We start from the raw sequence: 20,606 nt of genomic DNA, 5'->3' as shown, positions 1-20,606 counted from the left end.
TCAGCGCTCCGTGTCCGTCGCGTCCTTGGAGCGGTGGAACCTGGTGTGCAGCTCACGCACCTGCGCGGACAGCTCCGGCACCGGTCCTTCGACGGTCACCTCGGGGACGATCTCGTTGATCGACAGGGCGCGCACCGGAGGTGCCGGTACGCCCAAGTCGGCCAGCCAGGAGACTAGTTGCTCCGAGGAGACCACGTAGACGATCCGGCCCAGTCCCACCCAGCCGTGCGCCGCGGCGCACATGGGGCAATGCTCGCCCGACGTGTAGACGGTCGCCGCCGCCCGTTCCCGCGGTGTCAGATGAGTCGCCGACCAGCGTGCCAGTTCGAACTCCGGATGACGGGTGCCGTCGCCGGAAGCCACCCTGTTGTGGTCCTCGGCCAGCACCCTGCCGTCCGCCGCGACAAGGACCGAGCCGAAGGGCTCGTCGCCGGCCGCCAGCGCCTCGGCTGCCAGCTCGACACAGCGCCGCAGATGCCGTAGGTCATTGTTGTTCACCATGCCGTACCCGTCCTGTCAGCGGAGATGCGGAGATGCGGAGAGAAGCGGAGATGCCTACGCGGTCAGCCTAGGCGCAGTCCGTCGCCCGCCGGGACGCGGCGCACCACCCGGGGGAACGAGCCGGACCGGACCCGGGCCCCCGCCGTCGCCCCCGCAGTGTGATGTCCGAATACCGCCAGCGGATGATGCCGCCCGCGCACAGCATGGACCGTGAGAAAAGAGCTCAGCGCGACGAATTCCCGCGCCCGCGCGACGGCCCCCGACGTCCACCGCCCCAGGGAGGACACCCACTCATGACCGGCACCACGACCACTACCCACCTTGAGCCCACGCTCGCCACGCGCGTCGACGCGGCGGACTGGGAAGCACTTACGGATGAGGTCAACGCGTACGGCAGCGCACTGACCGGCCGGCTGCTCACCTCTGACGAGTGCGCCGCGATCGTCGCTCTGTACGATGAGGCCGAGCGGTTCCGTACCACCGTCGACATGGCCCGCCATCGCTTCGGCTCCGGCCAGTACCGCTACTTCACCCATGAACTTCCCTTCCCTGTAGGGGAGTTGCGCGAGGCGTTCTATCCCCGCCTGCTGCCCATCGCTCGCGACTGGGCGGCCAAGCTCGGCCGGCCGTCGCCGTGGCCCGACACCCTGGAGGAGTGGCTGGGGCACTGTCATCAGGCCGGCCAGACCAAGTCCGCGCAGATCCTCCTGCGGTACGGCGCCGGGGACTGGAACGCCCTGCACCGAGATGTGTTCGGCGAGGCCGTCTTCCCCCTCCAGGTCGTCATCGGCCTCGACGTGCCCGGAGTCGACTACAGCGGCGGCGAGTTCATCATGACCGAGCAGCGCCCGCGAGCCCAGTCCCGTGGATCCTCCACGACCCTGCCCCAGGGCCACGGGCTGATCTTCACCACCCGCGACCGGCCCGTCGCCTCCCGGCGCGGCTGGTCCGCCGGCCCCATGCGGCACGGCGTGAGCACCGTCCGCTCCGGCCGACGGCACACCCTCGGTCTCGTCCTCCACGACGCGAAATGACACCCCGGATCACTGACCAGGGCCACATACACACTGTGCGGACCGGACATCCTAGGCGAGCAGCAGGGCCATGTCCCAGTCGGTCGTGGTGCGGCCCTCCGCGTACGCGTCGAGCGCGAGGGCGGTGCCGGTGGCGCCTTCCAGGAACGCGGGGACGTCGGTGCCCTGCGGGGCGCCGGTGAGGGGGGCTCGGAACCCGAACCGGTACTCGGGGCGGAAGTGGGCGAGAGTACGGGCCGCCATGTCGTCGACGAGGTCGGTCAGACGCTTGTCGCCGATGGACTCGTTCAGCACGGCGAGCAGGTGCATCATCCCGCCCCACCCGTGACACACGTGGGGATTGTCGATGCTCCAACAGTCCGGATCGGTGGTCAGGAACGGCAGCAGGGAACGGTGCGCCAGTCCGCGCCACTCGGCCCGGTCGAGTGCGAGCCCCGCGAGCTGGAGCGAGCGGGAGATCCCCGGGGCGCCGTAACACCAGGAGGGGCGCTGGCGCGGCGACGGGATGCCCGGCCCGGCCGCCCAGCTTTCGAGGGTCAGGTGCGGAGGCCACAGCGGCCCGCCCTCGCTTTCGTACGTCCAGCGCTTGAGCAGATCGACCAGGCGCTCGATGGCCTCGCGCTGCCCGTCGACGACCACACCTTGGCGCCAGGCCAGCGAGAGCAGGGCGAGCGGCCCCGCCACGCCGTGCGAGAGCCCGAGGTTCAGGTGCCCGTCGGGCATCTCGACCTCCTGCCCCAGCTTGGGCGCTGCCCACGTCCACCAGCGGGGGACCCGCTGGCCCCGGTGGCGGATCTCGCCATACGCCATCCGTGTCAGATAGGTGAGGACGAGCCGCAGCTCCTCCTCGCACTGCTCACGGCGTGCAAGGAGATAGCGGCCGACGCCGCTCATGCCGCGGACCACCTCGAACTCGCCGTTGGTCGGCATCGGGGCGTCACGGACTTCGGGCAGCGCTCGGCGGACCAGGCGGCGCTGATGCTCGTCGAGCCGGCCGAGAGCGGAGCGGTAGCCGCCGGTGGCGCGGTGGGCGACGAGTACGGCGAAGGCGACGGCGCCCGGGCCGTTGTAGATGCCGCCCGGGGCGTGGGCGGTGGCGGCCGTGGCCCGCATCGCCCGGACGAGGTACGCGTGCGCTCGCGCGGCGTCGGCGGGGCCGGGGGTGCCGCGGCCGGTGAACGCCAGGGACACTCCCGGATAGCCGCTGGAGAGGGCCAGGTCCTGCCAGAGGGGTTCGCCCAGCCTGATGTGCGAGGAGTCGCCCGGAACAGCGGTGTCGGCCGCGGTGGCCTCCGGGTCGGCGAGCCGGTCGAAGACCCGCGCGGCGACGTCCCGGGCCTCGTCCGCGTAACGAGGGGCGGTCACCCGGTCACCTCTCTGTCTCTGTCTCTGTCCCTGTCCCTGTCCCTGTCCTTCTCCTCATGCCGGGCGTGGGCCAGGCGCCCCTGATGGTCGCGGGCTACGCCGCGCAGCACGGCGTAGCCGGTGTCCTCGCCGGTTCTGTCGATGCCGAGGAGGCGGTTGTGCTGCATGTGCAGCAGCGCCATCACGGCTTCGGCATGCTGTTCGGTACCGGGCGCCCGTCCCCCGTCGGACAGCAGCAGCGCACCGTACTTCCCGGTCTCCGGCGTGGTGCTCCACAGGGCCGCGACGGGGGCGCCCAGAACGGGCGCCGCGCTCTGGGCGGTACGTCCGGGCACGATCAACGACATGGCCTGCTCCCGGTACTTCCGGTAGGCCGCGTGGGCGGGCCCCTTGGGCAGAGCGCGGCTGATCCAGTCCGACCAGTCCCAGTCGCCGAGTGATTCCAGCAGCAGCGCGTGGTTGACGGCCGCGAGCACGGGGGCGGGCAGGGCCAGAGCGCCCCGCGCCCGCATGCCGAGTTGGGCCAGTGCCGACTGGCTGTCGACGCAGAACATCCGCTCCGCGTGAGCGAGTGCCTCGGGCCCGCCGTAGCGGTCGGTTTCGGGCCGGTAGGTGTCAAGGACCATGCCCTTGATCAGCCCTGTCTCCTGCCAGGCCCGGCTCACCGCGGCGAGCCGGGGCAAGGTCGTGGTCCGCAGGGCTTCGGCCTCGCCGTGCAGGCGGAGGCGGATATGGGGTTCGGGATCGCGGTAGCGGAGGTAGTGCCAGCCGCGCAGGTTGTCCGCGACCTCGCGCACGAGCGTGGGGAGAGCGGCGTGCAGCAACTCGTCGTGCGTGTCCTGAGTCCCGTAGAACTTCGCGTAGAGCCACTCCTCACCCGGCAGGTGCTGAACGGTGTGGTCCGTGGGCCGGGGTGCGGGCACCGGACGGCGCGGTCGGCGGGCGGTCCCGTTCTCCTGGTGCCGACCCGACGCGCCGGACCGGACGAGCGGAATGACGACTTCGGCGCCGTGTCCGCCGGACCAGCCCAGTCCGCGTCCGCCGTCCGTCAGATCCTCCAAGATCGCCAGAGAGCCGCCGCCGCGCACTTCCTGGCGGAACACCTCCCGGCGCCAGGGATCGGTGAGATCCACCCGGTACATACGGTCCCACCTGGCGAGGTTGACCTCGTCGGGTACGCGGTAGCGCCCCCGCCACGCCGTGACCGCCTCCTCCCATCCGGATGTGCCCTCCGCCGCGTCCCGCAGGTGCCGGTCGGGTACCCAGCGCCGGGGGAAGATCGTGACGCGGCCGTATGTCACACGGGGGAGATAGGGCAGTCCCTCCAGCCCGCACCAGTTCCAGCCCGTCCATGTCCTGGCTCTGCCCGAGACGAGTTCCACCAGCAGCCGGGCGACCGGTGGCGCCTCCCGGTCGAGAGCGAGCATATGCGGCACGACGGGCAGGACCTCACGCCCGTCGTCCGGCAGTGTCAGCCGCAGTCCGAAAGGCCCGGGCGAGACGAGGAGTTGACGCCAGTCCAGGGTGCCGGGCGCGTTCCGGTCGGCGTACACGCCCACCGGTATCCGGTGCGGCAGCAGGCGCGGGACCTGGGCCATGTTGAGCCCGCGCACCGTGTGTGGCCGGTACACCACCTGGGCCGGCACCGTACCGGCGTCGCCGAGACCGGCCAGGAGCGAGGACAGTTCGTCCTCCATCCCGACGAGTTCGGCGAAGCGTCCTACGGTCGCCCCGGCGACCCAGGAACCCGGGTACGGCGGGGACAGGAGCCTGAAGTCACCTCGGTCGATGGCCTGTTCGCTCTCCGCCAGCAGGTGGAAGCAGAGCTCCAGCGACCTCGGCGGGGGCGGGGCCGGGTCGGCCGTCCGGCCGGCGGCCAGCCGGTCGACGAGACCGGGGGTGAGCCGGACCTCGTCGTCACCGCTCAGCAGCGCCTCCTGCACCAGGTCGTGTGTGAGCAGACGGCGTTCCTTGGGCAGCTGCTCCGGTTCCCGGTGCCCCGTGGACTCGCCGTCGGCACGCTCGCCGTAGCCGGGCGGGAAGCCGATACCCCGGTGCCGGTCGACGAGTTGGCCCAGTGGAACCACCCCGCTCGTGCCGTACGCCTCCAGGAATCGGTCCCAGTAGGTACGCATGTGGGTGTGGGTCTGCCAGTCCCCGGAGATCTCCCACATGGCGGAGGCGTAGCGGGCGGCCTCGTCGGTCACCGCCCGCGAGATCCGCAGGTCGGCGTCCATCCGCAGGTCGACGTGGACGGGCGGCCTGACGGCGGTGCCCTCGGGGTCGGTCAGCCGCATGAGCCCGCGCCAGGCCGCGCGGCCCTCGCCGGGCTTCGTCGCGGCGTAGTCGTCCAGCGCCGCGCGTAGGAAAGCGAGTTCCGCCGCCGCTCCTGGCACGGGGGCGACCGCCGCCGCGATGCGTTCGTACAGCGCCTCGTCCAGGTCCTGCGGGGTGATGGAGGTCAACAGGAAGCCGTGCCGCACGAGTTGGGACAGCGCGGCGTCCAGCCGGCCGGGGGTGAGCCGGGGGAACGAGGCGGACGCCTGCTCCAGGAGCATGGTGTAGCCGACAGGCCGCGTCGTGCGCTCGCACACCCAGGCCACCAGGGCCGTGTTGCGGACGGAGGCCTCGCGCCCGTTGCCCGGTACGACGAGCCGTTCGCCCCGTGTGCGGCACAGGTCGCTCAGCACCACGTCGACGCCCCGGCGAACCTCCGGCAGTTCGAGCCATGCGTCGACGCGCCGGGTCAGCCAGGCGGCGTCCGGCCGTACCGCCTTCTCGCCGGGGCCGGACAGTGTCACGCGTGTGGTGTCCGCGACCCGGGCGGGTGCGACTCCGGCGAAGAGCCCGAAGGGCGTCGGCCTGGTCTCGGCTCGCAGTGCGTACCGGGAGAGGGAGAGCGCGGTACGGCGCAGCCGCTTGGCCCCGAGATCGGCCCCCGCGTCGAGCCGGTCGAGCGAGTCGGCGAGGGCCCCGCTGGCGACATGCAACGCCTCGCGCAGCAGTGGGTCGGCGGCGACTTCGCGTATCCGCCCGGCCGAGTCGCCGAGGGGAGGACCATCCGGTCCGGTGCGGGGTCTTGACGTAATGCGTACGAACAGGCAGTCCTGCGGCGTGTAGTGGTCATCCCGCACGTGTTCCGGCTCCCTCCTCGATCCCCTCGATCCCTCGATCCCGAGAAACGGGCACGACCCGCGTGGGGCGGGGCGAGGACCCCGCCCCACGCGGACGCGAGGGAGCGCCTACCAGCAACAGAGGTTGCAGGGCGACCCGAATGTGCTGGGAGAGGTGGCGCCGCCGGACGCGAACGCGGGGCCCTCGCCTTCGGTCTCCGAAATCTGGATGTCGAGGTCCAGGTCGGCGAGGTCGGTGGTGTCTTCCAGCAGAAGGTTGGTGCTCATGAGACTCCTCCCGTTCGGTGGCTCGCCGACGTCGGATGGACGTCGGCGAAATGTGCGGTCCTGTTCGAACCAGACAGGAGCATATGCATGTACGAAAGCCGAACACCACGTGCGGAAAGACAAGTTGACCGAAACGGGCGCTCCCTCACGCCGCGACGGAGACGCTTCCCACGGTTGCACTGCCTGTGTGGGGAACGGGGACCCTGACGTGAAGCATGTGCTTCGCGAGCTTCTTGCCGAACGAAGACTTCACGCCATGATCGGACAGGCCCTAGGCGAGCCAGTCGTGGTCGCGTGCGTACCGTGCGGCCTCGTGGCGGGTGCGGGTTTGCGTCTTGCGCATCGCGTTCGAGAGGTAGTTGCGGACGGTGCCTTCCGCGAGGTGGAGCCGGGTGGCGATGTCGGCGGCCGAGTAGCCCTCGCCGGTGGCTCGCAGGACGTCGATCTCGCGGTCGGTGAGGGGGCAGTCGTCGACGACGGCGAGGGCGGAGACGTCGGGGTCGATCCAGCGTTTCCCTTCGTGCAGGGTTTTGATGACGGAGGTGATGTGGGCGGGTTCGGCGGATTTGCTGACGAAGCCCTGCACCCCGAGTTTGAGGGCTTTGCGGAGCACTCCGGGCCGGGCGTGGCGGGTCAGCATGAGGATGATCTGATGCGGCAGGGCACGGCGGATCGCGGTGATGGCGGCGAGTCCGTCCATGTGGGGCATTTCGAGGTCGATGACAAGGACATCGGGTCTGTGACGCAGCGTGGCCTCTGTGGCCGCTTCGCCGTCGGCCGCTTCGGCGAGCACGGTGATCTCGCCTTCGAGGGGGAGCAGCGACGCCAGCGCCTTGCGGAGCAGGGCTTCGTCGTCGGCCAGCACCACGGTGGTCATCGGTGGTCCTTCCGCGTTCTCGGGGGAGTGACAGGGCGCGGGCGGGGAAGTCTCGCGGCTGTCAGGAACCGGCCGTGTTCCTGTTCCACGGTGAGCTCGCCTCCGCCGTCGGCCACCCGTTCCTTGAGGGTGGCGAGTCCTCTGAGCTGGGGAAGCGGGGTCTCCTGTGCGCCGTCGTTGACAATGGTGATGCCCGTTGCGGAGAGGGTGATCCGTACCTGTTCGGCCTGTGCGTGCCGCAGGATATTGGTCGTGGTCTCGCGGAGGACCTGGCCGAAAAGCTCGCCCGCGCCGGCGTCGACCTCGGCCTCCCGGTCGACACACACGCGGATGCCCGCGGCTTCGAAGAGGTTCTTCGCGTTCTCCAGCTCCGCGGAGAGATTGAGGCGTCGCTGTGCGTAGGCGAGCTCCTTGGTCTGGGTGATGGTGTCGGCGACCAGGGCGTGGATCTCGCGCAGTTCCTCCTCGGCTCGCGCGGTATCGCTGTGCACCAGCTTCTGGGCCAGGGCGGTCTTCAGCTTCACCACATGAAGGGTATGGCCCTGGATGTCGTGAAGATCGCTGGCGAACCGCATCCGTTCGCGGATGACGGCCAGTTCCGCCTCGCGGTCCCGTGACTCCTCCAGCTCCTCGACGAGGTCGTAGAAGCGCTTGTTGGGGAACATGAGTCCGGTCACCACCGCCGTGAGGCCCGCGGGGATGATGACGTAGCCGATCAGAATGTCGGGGAAACTCTCCTGAGTCACCAGAGGTCTGGCCGCTCCGACCACGGCGACGAAGACGGTCAGTGCCACGGCTGCCGCGCCTCGGTGGCGCTGCAGCCGCGATACGGCGAGCGGTCCCACGACGATGACGCCGAAGACCGCCGCCCCGCTGTCGGCCACCAGCGCCCCGAAGACCCACACGGCCGCGGTGATGACCAGGCAGGGAAGTGTGACGCGGGAGATGCCACCGTGGACCGCCCACCGCACGAAGGCCAGGAGGGCGGCCGCCACACCCAGGCTGAGGACCGCGACGTCCCACCAGTTCCGGGAATCCATCGCCACCACCACCATCCCGCTGACAGCGATCGGCGGAAGCAGCATGGTGAGGTTCAGTCTGCACAGCCGTCCCCGCGTCGGTTCGGCGTCCTCGGACCCGGAGTGTGCCGGTGCCGGTGCCCGGGCCGGCCTCACCGGCGGGCCGTCGGCGGGATGCGCGGGGGACTGGTATCCATGTGCGGGTTCTCCGGGATCGAACAGCGAGAGTCTGGGCCCGCCCCAGTATTCTTCCGGCACCGCGCCACCGCCAGTGACACCGTGTCATGGGTTCGGGCGAAGAATGTCATGGTGAGGTCGTGACGTGGCCGCACTGCCCGGGGAGCGCGGCGGCTGCTGAGATCGACACCATGTCCTCCACACCAGTCATCGACGTTGATCGTCTGAGCGTCACATACGGCGGCTTCCAGGCCGTGAAGCAGTTGTCCTTTCAGGTCGAGCGGGGGGAGTTCTACGCACTGCTCGGCACGAACGGGGCGGGGAAGACCTCGACCCTGGAGATCATCGGAGGTCACCGTGCGGCCACGTCGGGCACCGTGCGAGTCTTCGGGCACCGCCCGAGCGACCGGCGCGCCGTACGGCCCAGGATGGGGATCATGCTCCAGGAGAGCGGATTCTCCCCGGACCTGACCGTGAAGGAATCGGTCCGGCTGATCGGGAAACTCACCCGGCGTACGGACCGGGTCGAGCGCGTCCTCGACATCGTCGACCTCATGCACAAGGCCGACACGAAGGTGTCCCAGCTCTCCGGTGGCGAGAAACGACGTCTGGACTTCGCCACCGCCGTGTATGGCGCGCCGGAGCTGATCTTCTTGGACGAGCCCACCACCGGTTTGGACATCCAGTCCCGGGACGGTCTGTGGGACGCCGTGGACAAGCTGCGCGAAGACGGATCCACCATCGTGCTCACCACGCACTACCTGGAAGAGGCGCAGCAGCGCGCCGACCGCATCGGGATCATGCACAAGGGCGTCTTCCAGCGGGAGGGGACCGTCTCGGAACTCACCCGGACCCTGCCGGGCGCCGTCCGCTTCGCCCTCCCGGCCGGTGCGCCGGAGCTGCCGCTGCGGGCCACGCGCGGGAGTGACGGGATGTTCCTCGTCGAGACCTTCAGCCTGCAGAAGGACCTGTCCACCTTGCTCCACTGGGCGGAGAGCCACGCGGTGCAGCTGCGAGAACTCCAGGCCGGACCGACCAGGCTCGACGACGTCTTCCGCGCCATCGCCAGTGAGTAGCCCAGTACCGCGACCCACCGCCAGAACCTTCCCAGAACGAACAAGGACCTTCGCCATGCTCTCGATCGCTCTCAGCGAGCTGATCCAGATCCTCCGGAACCGACTGGTGCTGATCACCAGTTTCGCCATTCCCGTAGGAGTCTGCGCCGCCTTCATCTACAAGCACGAAGCCTTCGCGGCTGCGACCAGCCTCGGCTACATCGCGGCGGTGGTGGTCTTCACCGTGGGGGCGTTCGGGCTCTATGCCACCACGGTGACCACCCTGGCCTCCCGCAGGCAGAACCTCTTCCTCAAGCGGCTGCGCTCCACCGCGGCCGGTGACACCAGCATTCTCTCCGGGCTGCTGCTCCCGGTCACCGTGATCTCACTGGTGCAAGTGACCGCGATCCTGACCGTGCTGGGCATGGTCAGCGGCGGGCCGGCCAACGTCGTCCTCCTGGTGGCGGCGGTCATCTCGACAGTGATCATGATGCTGGGCCTGGGGCTGGCCACCGCGGGACTGACGAACTCGCCCGAGCACGCCCAGGTGACCACGCTGCCCGTCTGCATCGGCACCATCGCCGTCATGACCTGGGTGGGGATCGCCGGCACCGAGGAGCTCACCCTGCTCAAACGGCTGCTTCCCGGCGGCTCGGCCACGGAACTCGTCCTCAACGCCTGGAACGGCGGCGTCGCCGTCACGGACTCCCTGCTGCTGCTCGCCCCCACGCTGAGCTGGGTCGTCGTCGCCGTCGCACTGGCCTCCCGGCTCTTCCGCTGGGAACCGCGTCGGTGACGACACCCCGAGCGGGTCACCCATAAGCGCGGTGTGGAGGCGGACACGAACGGGCGTGGCGATGATTTCCACGCGGGCAGCCGGTCATCAGGGGGAAAGGATTACGAGGGAAAGCAAAGGAGATCCGCGATGCCGACAAAGGGACCCGCGAGGCGGCCCACGACCGAGCTCGACGCCCGCTACAGCTCCGCGCTCAATCCCCACCCGGGTGCCGCGGACGTCACCGCCACCGAGTGGGACGAGGCCCGGCGGCAGCTGGAGGCCGCCGAGATCTTCTGGGTGTCCACGGTGCGATCCGACGGCCGGCCGCATGTCACCCCCGTGATCGCCGCCTGGCACGACGGGGTGCTGTACTTCTCCACCGGCGCGGGGGAGCAGAAGGCGAGGAACCTCGCTCACAACGGGCACTGCGCGCTGACCACTGGGGGAAACTCGCTCACCGAAGGGCTCGACCTCGTGGTCGAGGGCAAGGCGGAACGGGTCGCGGATCCGGCGGTGCTGGAGGAGGTGATCGCGGCGTACGAGGCGAAGTACGGCTCCCACATCACGTCGCCCGAGGGCACCTTCCACGGGATCGGGGACGCCTTTCGGAAGGGCGACGCGATGGTGTTCGCGGTGGCCCCGTCCACCGCGTACGGCTTCGGCCGGGACGACGGCCTCTACACCCATACGCGGTGGACGTTCCAGATCGCTCGGACCGCTCGCTGAAGGGACAACGCGATGGACGCTGACAACCGGACCAGGGCCGCGATCGAGGAACACTGGCGGGCGTCGGAACGTGGGGATACCGAAGCCGAGCACGCCATCTACGCCGTGGACGCGATTCTCGACTACCCCCAGTCAGGTGAACGGTTCCGGGGCCGCGAGACGATCTCGGCGCAACGTGGGGGGCATCCCGCCAGCCGGCACTTCACCGTCCACCGCATTGTCGGCGGCGGGGATCTGTGGGTGAGCGAGTGTGTCATCACCTACGACGGGGTGCCCACCTATTCAGTGAGCGTCATGGAGTTCGCCGACGGGCATGTGGCGCACGAGACTCAGTACTTCGCGGACGCCTTCGGCGCGCCTGAATGGCGGACCGCACTCGCGGAGCCCATGCCGGGCAGGAGTATCGCCAGGGCCTGATCCAGGGGTGGCCTCGATCGCCGACAGCGGGGTGGAGCGTTGCGGGTGCGGGGGCCGATGAGTTTTCGACGGGGAAGGCGTCTACCTGGTTATGACTACTCACATACTCAAGACTCCCGAGGTCGATCTCGCCTACGACGTCCATGGCCCGCTGCCGACCACCGACGGACGTCCGCCGCTGGTCATGATCGGCCAGCCCATGGACGCCGGCGGCTTCGCCGCGCTGGCGTCACACTTCCCCGAGCGCACCGTCGTCACCTACGACCCGCGCGGCCTCGGCCGCAGCATCCGCAAGGACGGCCGGGTCGACCATGAGCCCATGGTCCAGGCCGCCGATGTGCGCGCCATCATCGAGGCGCTCGGCGCGGGCCCGGTCGAGATGTTCGCGAGCAGCGGCGGTGCGGTGACCGCGCTCGCCCTCGTGGCGGCGTACCCCGATGCCCTGACCACGCTGGTGGCGCACGAGCCGCCGCTCATTCCGCTGCTCCCCGACGCCCCGGCCGCCGAGCGCGCTCGGGCCGGTGTCCGGGACGTGTACGAGGCGAAGGGCTGGGGCGCCGGCATGGCGGCCTTCATCGTGATGACGTCGTGGCAGGGCGAGTTCACCGACGAGTACTTCGCCCAACCCGCCCCGGATCCCGCCGCGTTCGGCATGCCGGCCGAGGACGACGGCTCCCGTGAGGATCCGCTGCTCTCCGACCGGTCCTGGGCGGTCAGCGGCTATCGGCCCGACGCCGACGCGCTGACCGCGGCGCCGACGCGCGTCGTGATCGCGGTGGGCGAGGAGACCGGGGACACGTTCACCGGGCGCACCTCGGTGGCGACGGCCCAACTGCTCGGCCGGCGGGCGACGGTGTTCCCGAGCCACCACGGCGGCTTCCTCGATGGCGAGTTCGGCTATGCCGGGCAGCCGGAGGCCTTCGCGTGCACGCTGCGCGAGGTCCTTGACGGCGTCAACTGACTCACGTGGCACGGCCGCACCGGACGGGCACCGCACGTGCTGTCCGTCCGGGGGGGCCGACTACTCGGGTCGAGATCTGCGGTACGGACAGCCCCTCGCCCGCCGACACCGGCATCAGGACAACTGGTCGGCCTGAGATTCCGTACGAGAGGCCGGAACGGCGGGCTTGGGTACGGCAACGGCGCGTACCGGATCGCCGCGCCGGCCGGCCAGTCGGCACCAGAGGCAGCCCGCGTGCCCCTGGCGTGCGGAGCGGTCCCGCACCCTCAAGCCCCACTGGTCGGTGGCCCGCACGCCGGGCGGCTTGCCCCAACCCGCGAGGTGCAGGCCCCATACGACCAGAGCCGCCAACGCCATGATGACCGACCCCACCCAGATCCCCGGGCGCCAACCGACGATGCCCACGCCGGCGACCGCGGCCCCGGCCGTGGCTATGACGCAACCGGTCCATCCCGCGATGGTGTGGCCCTCGTCGTACTGATGTCCGCTCACGTGCCTGCCTCCTCGCGCCCGCCAAGCCGCGGGACGGCTCGGATCAGGGTTTATGATGTCTTAGCAAGTGAGGAATTTATCTTAGTGCTCTAAGGGAATTCAATGGAGGGCAAGCCCCGTTCCGCCGCCTCCGCGTCGGACGCGAGCAGTGCGCTGGACGATCTCGTCGCGTCGAGAATCGTCGGCCAGCAGGAGTTCGCCCGGAATCTGGGGCTGAGCGTCACGGACCTCGTCTGCTTCGCGTACGTCCTGGAGGCCGGGGACTCCCCGGTCACGGCGGGTGACTTGGCCGTGCGCGCGCACGTCACGACGGGAGCGGTGACCGGTATCGTCAACCGCCTGGAGCGCGGTGGACTGGTGACCCGCCGGCCGGACCCGGCCGACCGGCGCCGGGTTCGCATCACCCCGGTCCCGGCCGCCGCCGAGCGTGTGCGGGCCGTCTACGGGCCGTACTACGCGCTCCTCGCGGAGCTCTTCGCGGACTACACGCCCGACGAGATCGCCGTACTCGCCGATTGGTTCACGCGCGCCGGTGCGCTGACGCGTGCTTACCTGGAGGAGTCGTGTTAGACCACGACTCCGGCCGCTCTCGGCGTCGACGGCATCGTCGTCCACGGACACAACACGACGGATGGCCGAGCTGTCGCTCTGTTCATCCGCCGCGTCGAGGCGACCAGGAGCTCAGCTGTAGTCGTCGGGGTGGTCCTGCATCCAGACGTTGATCCGGTCGCGGACGTCGATCAGCTCGGTTCGGTGGGTCTCCAGGTTCTCCGTTGAGGTGTCGCCGTCGAGTGTCGCGCGGAGGTCGGCCATCCACGCGAGCGGCTCGGGGAAGTGACCCGGCCCCTTCCGGTCCGCCTTCATCGCCGCCTCGATGCCCGAGAGTTCTTCGTGCACCCTGCCCAGGAAGTACGCGCAGTCTCCCGCGCCGGGTGTGCAGGTGTCATCGAGTGTGGCCTGGAGGCCGGCGAAGGCGTCGCGGACCAGTTCCGGCCCGGGGGACGCGGGAGTTGGGCCGGTGGCGGCAGTCTCCCGCGCTGCGGCGTCCGCCGGTGCCGGGGCGGACGAGGAACGGGAGGAGTCCCCGGTCCGGGCGTCCCCGGTCGTGTCGTCCGTGCCCGCGGAACACGACAGCAGAAAGGCCGCGAGTGACGCGGTGATGATCGCCGTACGCCGGACACGTCGGATCTTCATGAGGCCCCCTTGTGTGGTGATCACGTGTGTGGTGATCACGGCAACTCTACGGTCTCGATCAGGCCCGGCCGTCCGTGGACTGACGGCGAGTGGACGGAAGTTGGCGGGCTGCCACCGGCGCGGGCGAAACCCACCGCGCCGCGTCCACTGGTCAGCGGCCGTACCTCAGCCGACCGACCCAGCGGCCAAGACCCCGTCGAGACCGGCGAGGACGCGACTGAAGCGGTCGGCGATCCGCCGTACTCGTACGACCCGCTCCGCCGGGGCTTCGCCCCCAGTGATCGTCGGGCGACAGGATCGGCGCCTTGCGTTCCGCCTGGGCTCGGATCTCCACGTAGGACTCGTGGGCCGTGATACGGAACGCTTCCTCGTACGAGGCCAAGGCCGCACTCATGGCCGCGCCCGCGAGGCCCCGGCGACGAATACGTGAGGCCAGCCACGCGAAGAAGCCCATGACAGCCGCGAGGGCCCCGACCAGGATCAGGAACGGTACGAACGCGCCCATGCGCGGGAGCCTACTTCGCTCACACCTTCTGAGGGTCAGTCGGTGCCCGCCCGGGATACGTCGAGGGGGAGCGGTGCCGATCCACGATCCCCTCGACCATCCTCATCAGCCGATCCCCCGCCTGATCGATGCTTCCGTTCTGCGTGCTGACCTGCGCGCCTTCGAGTACGAAGGTGATCTCGGCCGCGGCCTGCTCGGGATCCGGCAGCCCGGCCTCGGCGCACATGCCGACGAGTCTGCGGGTCTGGAGCGCCTTGTGCTTCTCGATCACCTGCCGCGCGGGATGGGAGCGGTCGGGCAGCTCGGCGATGGAGTTGATGAACGGGCAGCCCCGGTGCGAGATCGCGGGCAATCCCTCGGCGATGAAGCGGGCCATGGCCAGGATCTGCTCCCTGGGACGGCCGGGGTATTCGGCCTCGACCCGGTCGAAGGCCGCCTGGTAGTCCGCGGCGACGATCCGCAGCCACTCCGCGACCAGCGCGTCTTTGGTCTCGAAGTGGCGGTAGATCGCCATCTTGGTGGTCTCGGCCCGCTCGGCGATCGCCTGGACGCCCACCCGTTGGATCCCCTCGCTCTGGAAGAGGTCCTCCGCCGCGTCGAGGATGCGCTCGCGAGGCGGCAGTTTCGCCACCCTGCTCGGCCTTCTGGCGGTCGATGCCATGACTGCTCCGTGACGTCCGGTCGGTCGTGGGGCTCACGACCCCTCCTACGGTACCAGTCCGTTCCGTGCGATACCGTTGGGTATCATCAGGTACTCAACGGTATCTTCATCTTCGGGGAGTGACTGTGAGAGTTGCCGAGTACGTACGCTTCGACGCCGTCGGGCTCGCGGAGTTGGCGGCCAAAGGCGAGGTGGCCCCTGCCGAACTGGAAGCAGCCGCACGTGAGGCCGCGCGGGCGGTCAATCCGCGGATCAACGCGATCGTGGAGACATGGCCGGCCGACGACGAGCCCCACCCCGGAAGCACGCCACTGGCCGGAGTCCCGTTCCTGATCAAGGACATCGGAGTCGCCATGGCCGGGAGGCGAGTGGAACTGGGCAGCCGTCTCGCGGCGGGCAACGTCGCCGGCGCCGACTCCTCCCTGATGCTGCGCTTCCGTCGCGCCGGCCTCGTGACGTTCGGCCGTACCGCGAGTCCGGAGATGGCCTACAGCATCACAACCGAACCAGTGCTGTACGGCGCGACCCGCAACCCGTGGAACGTGGAGCGGAGCGCGGGCGGATCCAGCGGCGGCGCGGGCGCGGCGGTCGCCGCCGGGGTGGTCCCGATCGCGCACGGCACCGACGCCGCCGGCTCGCTCCGCATCCCCGCCGCCTATAACGGCCTCTTCGGGTTGAAACCCACTCGTGGCCGGGTCTCCATGGGTCCTGACGTCGACGAAGTCTTCAACGGCCTGGCGGTGCACGGCAGCGTCAGCCGCACCGTACGCGACAGCGCGGTACTGCTCGACCAGATCCGCGGCCCGGAACCGGGTGATCCGTACTTCGCCCAGCCGCCGGCCCGGCCGTACGCGGAGGAAGTCACCCGCCATCCGGGTTCGCTGCGGATCGGTGTCCTGACTCAGGCGTGGGGCGGACGCCGCACCACCACACCAGTGGCCGACGCTCTCTCTCGTACCGTGCGTCTGCTCGAATCCCTCGGCCACCAGGTGGAGGAGGCCCAAGTCGACCTCGGGGTCGACTGGGAGGACTTCGTCCTCGCCAACGCCCGTCTGTGGACGGCGAATCTCACGGCCTCGGTCGACGAGCTGGCCGCCGCCTTCGACAGGACCGTCGACTCCTCGACCCTTGAGCCGGTGAGCCTTGCCGGCTACCACTACGGGCAGCGGGTCAGTGGCGCCCAGTTCGTCTCCGCTCTCGCGGTCAGGAACCGGGTCGCGCGAAGCCTGGCACGGTACTTCGACGCTCACGACATGCTGCTCACCCCGACCGTGCCGGAGCTTCCCGTGCCCCTGGGCACGTATGCCGAGGGCGCGGAGGCACTGGACGGCCTCGGCTGGATCGGCCGCGTCTTCGAGCGCTCACCGTTCACCGCGGCATTCAATGTGGCGGGCACGCCCGCCATGTCCGTGCCTCTGACGGCCGACGCCGAGACCGGGCTCCCGATCGGTATGCAGTTCGCCGCCGGATACGGGCGGGAAGGCCGACTCTTCCGCCTCGCCGGACAGCTCGAACAGGCAAGCCCGTGGTCGGGCCGGACATCTACCGTGTGGGCGGGGAACCACACGGGCCACTGAGGACGAGTCGGGAAGACGGGCCGGGGGAGAAGGGACGGGGGCCTTCCCCCTGATCCCCGTCCCCCGTCCCCCGTCCCCCGTCCATCCGTTTCGACGGTGCTTACACGTCGGCGAGATACCAAAGACGCGACGGGTCGGTGTCGCAGTTGTAGATGACGGTGGGCGTGTTGTTCAGGACACCTCCGCCCGCAGGGCTGAGGCACTTGCCGCTGTTGTAGTTCACGAGGTGGTACCGGTAATTGCCCTTGTCGACGAAGTACCAGAGCCGCGACGGATCGTTGTCGCAGTTGTAGATGACGGTCTGGGCATTGTTGTCGGAACGACCGCCCTCGGGAGTAAGACACTTGCCGCTGTTGAGGTTCAGGATCTGGTAGATGTTGTTGCCCTTGTTCACCAGATACCAGGTGCGTGACGGGTCGCTGTCGCAGTTGAAGATGACATTGACGGCGTTGTTGTCGGATCGACCGCCCTCGGGGGTGAGGCACTTGCCGCTCTTGTTGTTCACGAGGAAGAGGGGGCCCAATGCCGCCGCCGCACGCGACGATGCCGTCGTTGAGGGCGACGCCTGCGTCGTCTTCGGCGCTCCCGCCTGTGCCGGTCCGGCTGCCGAGGCACTCGGTGCCGAGAGGACGCTGCCGCCGATCGCCGCCACAGTCGCCGCGACCAGCCCCGCGGTCCTGAAATGAATTCTCGCCACTGTCTGCTTTCCTTTCCGAGTGCGGATAAATGAACGCAGGCGGGCATCCTTGATCGTCACGGCCGTGTGTCCGGCGAAACGCGACAGGTCGACATGCTGTCGATCCGTCCTGTGCCTGGATGTCGAGCCGGAATCGATTCCCGGGTGCCGCGCTAGGCGTTGTGAAAGCTACCTCTGAGAGATAGTCATGTCGTGAGTAGCCGGGTACTCAGAGTCTCCGTCCCTCCGTATGATGTCGGGCCTGGTGTGCGGGGCCGATCCGTGCAGAAGGGCTGTCGATGAATGGCCGAAATGATCGTCAGGCATCGTCGGAACATGGGGGACCTGAGGTCGGTTCCTCGCCTCGCTCCTGGCCCCTGACAGGCCGAGATGACGTGTTGCGCGAGTTGATCTCGCGGCTGGAGCACTCCGACCGGCCCTGCCTGCTGATCACGGGTGCGGCGGGTGTGGGCAAGACGCGGCTGGCCCGCGAACTGCTGTCCAGGACCGACGCCTCCCAGGGGGAGGCCATGGTGGCATCGGCTTCCGAGAGCACCGCGCAGATTCCGTTCGGGGCCCTGGCGCATCTGCTCCCCGCGACGTGGCCCAGCGCCGACGGGCGCCCCAACCTGCTGCGGTTCCTCGCGGACGCGCTGCTCGCCGATGCCGACGGTGGACAGCGAATGCTGCTCGTCGACGACGCGCATCTGCTCGACGAGGGCTCGGCCGCCCTGCTGCTGCACCTGGCCGTATGCGGCGGCACGCGGCTCGTTCTCACCGCACGCTCCGGAGTGACGATGCCCGACGCGATCGAGGCATTGGTACGGGGGGACTACGCCGCCAGGGTCGACCTGCGGCCACTGGAGCCCGATTCCGTCGGGCACCTGTTGGAACGGACGTTGCGGGGTCACGTGGGGACCACGACCGTGCGTCGGCTCTGGGAGTGCAGCAGCGGCAATGTGCTCTGGTTGCAGCAACTGGTCGACGCCGGACTCACCTTCGGGGCACTGACGGTGATCGAGGAGGTGTGGTCCTGGCAAGGACCGTTCCAACTCAGCACACAGCTGGTCGATTTGGTGAGCCGGCGCATCGGAGAGCTCCCCGCGGACGTGCAACGCGCCGCCGGATTACTCGCCTTCGGGGAGCCCCTGGGCGTGCCGGTCCTCGAAGAACTCACCAGTGCGGCCGTGATGGACGAACTCGACCGTCGCAGCCTCGTCGTCAGTGAGCGGGACGGTCGGCGCATACACCTCCGGCTGGCTCATCCCCTCTACGGCGAGGTCCTGCGCGGGCAGACGCCGGCCCACCGGCGTCGGCAGTACTGCAAGGAGCTGGCCGCGGCGGTCCGGCGAACGGGCCTGCGGCGGCGCGAGGACATCGCCCGCGTCGGCGGCTGGCTTCTGGAAGCCGGTGATCTCAGCGATCCGCGGTTGCTCGTCTCCGCGGCCGATCACGCCGTACTGACGATGGACTTCACCCTGGCGGCGAAACTGGCCCAGGCGGCCTGCGACGCCGGTGGTGGGGCGCCGGCCCGGCGAACACTGGCCATCACGCTCGGCTACGCCGGGCACGGTGTGCGAGCGGAGCAGGTCCACAGCGACCTGCCCCAGTCCGTCACGTCCAGCCGCGATCATCTGCAGTCGGTGCAACTGCGCGCGGCCAACCTGTACCTCTCGCTCGACCGGCCCGCTGACGCACTGGAGTTGCTGCGCCGTACCGAACAGGCGATGACCGATGACGCCGCACGAGCGGAGCTGGCCGCGCTGCAGGCCATCCTCCTCGCGGTGCACGCCGACTGGTCGGCGTACGCGGGGGCCGTCACCCGCGCCCGGGATTGCACAACGTCGAGTCCCCGGACAGCCCTCCGATTACGGTACGCCGAGTGCGTCGACCACTTCTGTCACGGGCGGACCGTCGCGGCACGGCGGTTGATCGAAGCGGCATTGTCGGCGTCCGACGGCGATGACGACATACCCATGGTGCGTGCCGGCCTTCTGGGCTGGCTGTGCATCATCCAGGCATTCTCGGGGCGGCTGGGCGAAGCCGAAGCGACCGCCGTCGACCAGTTCCGACAGGCACAGGACTCCGGTTGGATCGGTCACCTGGGCGCCTGGCAGTTCTATCTGGGCAGAGTCGCCGCCCGCCAGGGGCGTCTGAGATCCGCTCAACGACACATGCGGGAAGCGGTTTCCACGCTGCGCGACGACAGCACCTGGGGTCAGCAGGCGTTGATCCTCGGCGAGTGGGCCACCGTCGAGGCGCTGATCGGCGACGCCGACAAGGCGAAGGCGTTACTCGACCAGGCGCATCTGGCCCGCGTGGAGTCCTACCGCGTATTCCACATCCCGGCCTTCCAGATGGCCCAGCCGTGGATCCTGGCAACCCAGGGCCGGGGCAGTGACGCCGCGCGTCAGGCGATACGCGCGGCAGGCGACGCCAGGAAGCGGGAAGCCCCGCTCTGGGAGGCGGAGTTGTTGCACCTGCCGATACGCCTGGGCCGGCCCGCGACCGTATCCGCGCGACTGGCCGAACTCGCCGCCGCCTCGGACGCCCCGCACATCGGGATCTACGCCGAACACGCCGCCGCGCTCGCCGCCCGTGACGCCTCCGGTGTGGAGCGGGCCTGTACCGCGTTCGAAGCCGCCGGTATGTATCTGCACGCCGCGGAGGCGGCAGCCCACGCGGCGCTCCTGTGGTCGCGCGATTCAGACGCGGCGCACGCCCAACAGGTCGCCGACCGCTGTCACCAACTCGCGCAGCGCTGCGAGGGCGTCACCACACCGGCCGTCCTCGCCTGCTGGACCCCCGAGCTGACCGATCGCGAACGCGACATCGCACGCCTTGCCGCGATCGGCCAGAGCAGCCAGCGCATCGCCGGGCAACTCGGTATCACCGTACGCACTGTCGACAACCACCTGCATCGGGTCTACCGCAAGACCGGTGTGAGTGGACGGAGCGAACTGCGGAAGGTTCTCTCCATCGGTTCACCGGACTCCCCCCGGTAGCTCTTGGCACTGACACTGATGGGGTCGATATCGCGGTGGCGACGAGGTGCCTGGTACTGAAGTGCATAGGCACGGTCATCCCTGGCACGCCGTGGCCGGTCGGGCGACGATTGTGTGTGTGCCGGACATCGCGGTAGCTCGCACAGAGCCACTGCGCGTATCACACCGCACACGCACACGTACAC

19 protein-coding genes are annotated in these 20,606 nt (G+C 69.5%); 9 read left to right on the top strand and 10 right to left on the bottom strand.

Annotated features, from left to right (window positions below; translation table 11 throughout):
- Positions 1-501 (bottom strand): nucleoside deaminase, encoded by a 501-nt coding sequence (locus M1203_RS12460; RefSeq protein WP_249949691.1) that lies wholly within the window; start codon positions 499-501, stop codon positions 1-3.
- Positions 502-794: 293 nt separating this feature from the next.
- Between M1203_RS12460 and M1203_RS12455 the strand changes: the two genes are divergently transcribed.
- Complete coding sequence (locus tag M1203_RS12455; RefSeq protein ID WP_249949690.1) at positions 795-1,535, top strand: 2OG-Fe(II) oxygenase; 741 nt, start codon at positions 795-797, stop codon at positions 1,533-1,535.
- 51 nt (positions 1,536-1,586) lie between these two features.
- Here the strand turns inward: M1203_RS12455 and M1203_RS12450 are convergent, their stop codons facing one another.
- The 5 genes from M1203_RS12450 to M1203_RS12430 form a co-directional block, all read right to left on the bottom strand.
- The gene (locus M1203_RS12450) at positions 1,587-2,900 is read right to left on the bottom strand and encodes a lanthionine synthetase C family protein (RefSeq protein ID WP_249949689.1); all 1,314 of its coding nucleotides are present in this window, start codon (positions 2,898-2,900) and stop codon (positions 1,587-1,589) included.
- Entirely contained in the window at positions 2,897-6,034 is a 3,138-nt protein-coding gene (locus tag M1203_RS12445) for a lantibiotic dehydratase (protein ID WP_249949688.1), read from the bottom strand. The genes M1203_RS12450 and M1203_RS12445 overlap by 4 nt, the downstream gene beginning before the upstream one ends.
- 108 nt (positions 6,035-6,142) lie before the next feature.
- Positions 6,143-6,301, bottom strand: coding sequence for a class II lantibiotic LanA (locus M1203_RS12440; RefSeq protein WP_249949687.1), 159 nt, complete (start codon positions 6,299-6,301; stop codon positions 6,143-6,145).
- 271 nt (positions 6,302-6,572) lie between these two features.
- Complete coding sequence (locus M1203_RS12435; protein ID WP_249949686.1) at positions 6,573-7,178, bottom strand: DNA-binding response regulator; 606 nt, start codon at positions 7,176-7,178, stop codon at positions 6,573-6,575.
- Entirely contained in the window at positions 7,175-8,263 is a 1,089-nt protein-coding gene (locus tag M1203_RS12430) for a sensor histidine kinase (RefSeq protein ID WP_249949685.1), read from the bottom strand. The genes M1203_RS12435 and M1203_RS12430 overlap by 4 nt, the downstream gene beginning before the upstream one ends.
- Positions 8,264-8,565: 302 nt before the next feature.
- On the opposite strand from M1203_RS12430, the gene M1203_RS12425 reads away from it, so the two are divergent.
- From M1203_RS12425 to M1203_RS12405, 5 genes are all read left to right on the top strand, one after another.
- Complete coding sequence (locus tag M1203_RS12425; protein WP_249949684.1) at positions 8,566-9,450, top strand: ABC transporter ATP-binding protein; 885 nt, start codon at positions 8,566-8,568, stop codon at positions 9,448-9,450.
- Positions 9,451-9,505: 55 nt separating this feature from the next.
- A complete protein-coding gene (locus tag M1203_RS12420; RefSeq protein WP_249949683.1) occupies positions 9,506-10,225 on the top strand; it encodes an ABC transporter permease in 720 nt (239 codons plus the stop codon).
- A gap of 129 nt (positions 10,226-10,354) precedes the next feature.
- Positions 10,355-10,933 carry a pyridoxamine 5'-phosphate oxidase family protein gene (locus M1203_RS12415; RefSeq protein ID WP_249949682.1) on the top strand — a complete coding sequence of 193 codons (579 nt, stop codon included), beginning with the start codon at positions 10,355-10,357 and terminating at the stop codon, positions 10,931-10,933.
- 12 nt (positions 10,934-10,945) lie between these two features.
- A complete protein-coding gene (locus M1203_RS12410) occupies positions 10,946-11,350 on the top strand; it encodes a nuclear transport factor 2 family protein (RefSeq protein WP_249949681.1) in 405 nt (134 codons plus the stop codon).
- A gap of 91 nt (positions 11,351-11,441) precedes the next feature.
- The gene (locus tag M1203_RS12405; RefSeq protein ID WP_249949680.1) at positions 11,442-12,311 is read left to right on the top strand and encodes an alpha/beta fold hydrolase; all 870 of its coding nucleotides are present in this window, start codon (positions 11,442-11,444) and stop codon (positions 12,309-12,311) included.
- Positions 12,312-12,425: 114 nt separating this feature from the next.
- Here the strand turns inward: M1203_RS12405 and M1203_RS12400 are convergent, their stop codons facing one another.
- Positions 12,426-12,803, bottom strand: a complete 378-nt coding sequence (locus M1203_RS12400; RefSeq protein ID WP_249949679.1) for an HGxxPAAW family protein — start codon at positions 12,801-12,803, stop codon at positions 12,426-12,428.
- Positions 12,804-12,905: 102 nt separating this feature from the next.
- Here M1203_RS12400 and M1203_RS12395 point away from each other — a divergent pair, with 102 nt between their 5' ends.
- Positions 12,906-13,373, top strand: coding sequence for a MarR family winged helix-turn-helix transcriptional regulator (locus M1203_RS12395; RefSeq protein ID WP_249949678.1), 468 nt, complete (start codon positions 12,906-12,908; stop codon positions 13,371-13,373).
- A 111-nt stretch (positions 13,374-13,484) separates the two neighbouring features.
- Here the strand turns inward: M1203_RS12395 and M1203_RS12390 are convergent, their stop codons facing one another.
- Positions 13,485-13,997, bottom strand: a complete 513-nt coding sequence (locus M1203_RS12390) for a hypothetical protein (protein ID WP_249949677.1) — start codon at positions 13,995-13,997, stop codon at positions 13,485-13,487.
- 524 nt (positions 13,998-14,521) lie between these two features.
- Entirely contained in the window at positions 14,522-15,163 is a 642-nt protein-coding gene (locus M1203_RS12385) for a TetR/AcrR family transcriptional regulator (protein ID WP_249949676.1), read from the bottom strand.
- Between the two features lie 125 nt (positions 15,164-15,288).
- Between M1203_RS12385 and M1203_RS12380 the strand changes: the two genes are divergently transcribed.
- Positions 15,289-16,740: an amidase gene (locus M1203_RS12380; RefSeq protein ID WP_249950021.1), complete on the top strand. Its 1,452-nt coding sequence runs from the start codon at positions 15,289-15,291 to the stop codon at positions 16,738-16,740.
- A gap of 100 nt (positions 16,741-16,840) precedes the next feature.
- Here the strand turns inward: M1203_RS12380 and M1203_RS39025 are convergent, their stop codons facing one another.
- Positions 16,841-17,497: an RICIN domain-containing protein gene (locus M1203_RS39025; RefSeq protein ID WP_249949675.1), complete on the bottom strand. Its 657-nt coding sequence runs from the start codon at positions 17,495-17,497 to the stop codon at positions 16,841-16,843.
- A 218-nt stretch (positions 17,498-17,715) separates the two neighbouring features.
- On the opposite strand from M1203_RS39025, the gene M1203_RS12370 reads away from it, so the two are divergent.
- Positions 17,716-20,421 (top strand): LuxR family transcriptional regulator, encoded by a 2,706-nt coding sequence (locus M1203_RS12370; protein ID WP_283958544.1) that lies wholly within the window; start codon positions 17,716-17,718, stop codon positions 20,419-20,421.
- Positions 20,422-20,606: the final 185 nt, after the last annotated feature.

Source organism: Streptomyces sp. 35G-GA-8 (assembly GCF_023534745.1).
Taxonomy (GTDB): Bacteria; Actinomycetota; Actinomycetes; order Streptomycetales; family Streptomycetaceae; genus Streptomyces.
This window is presented reverse-complemented; position numbering and strand designations above follow the sequence as displayed.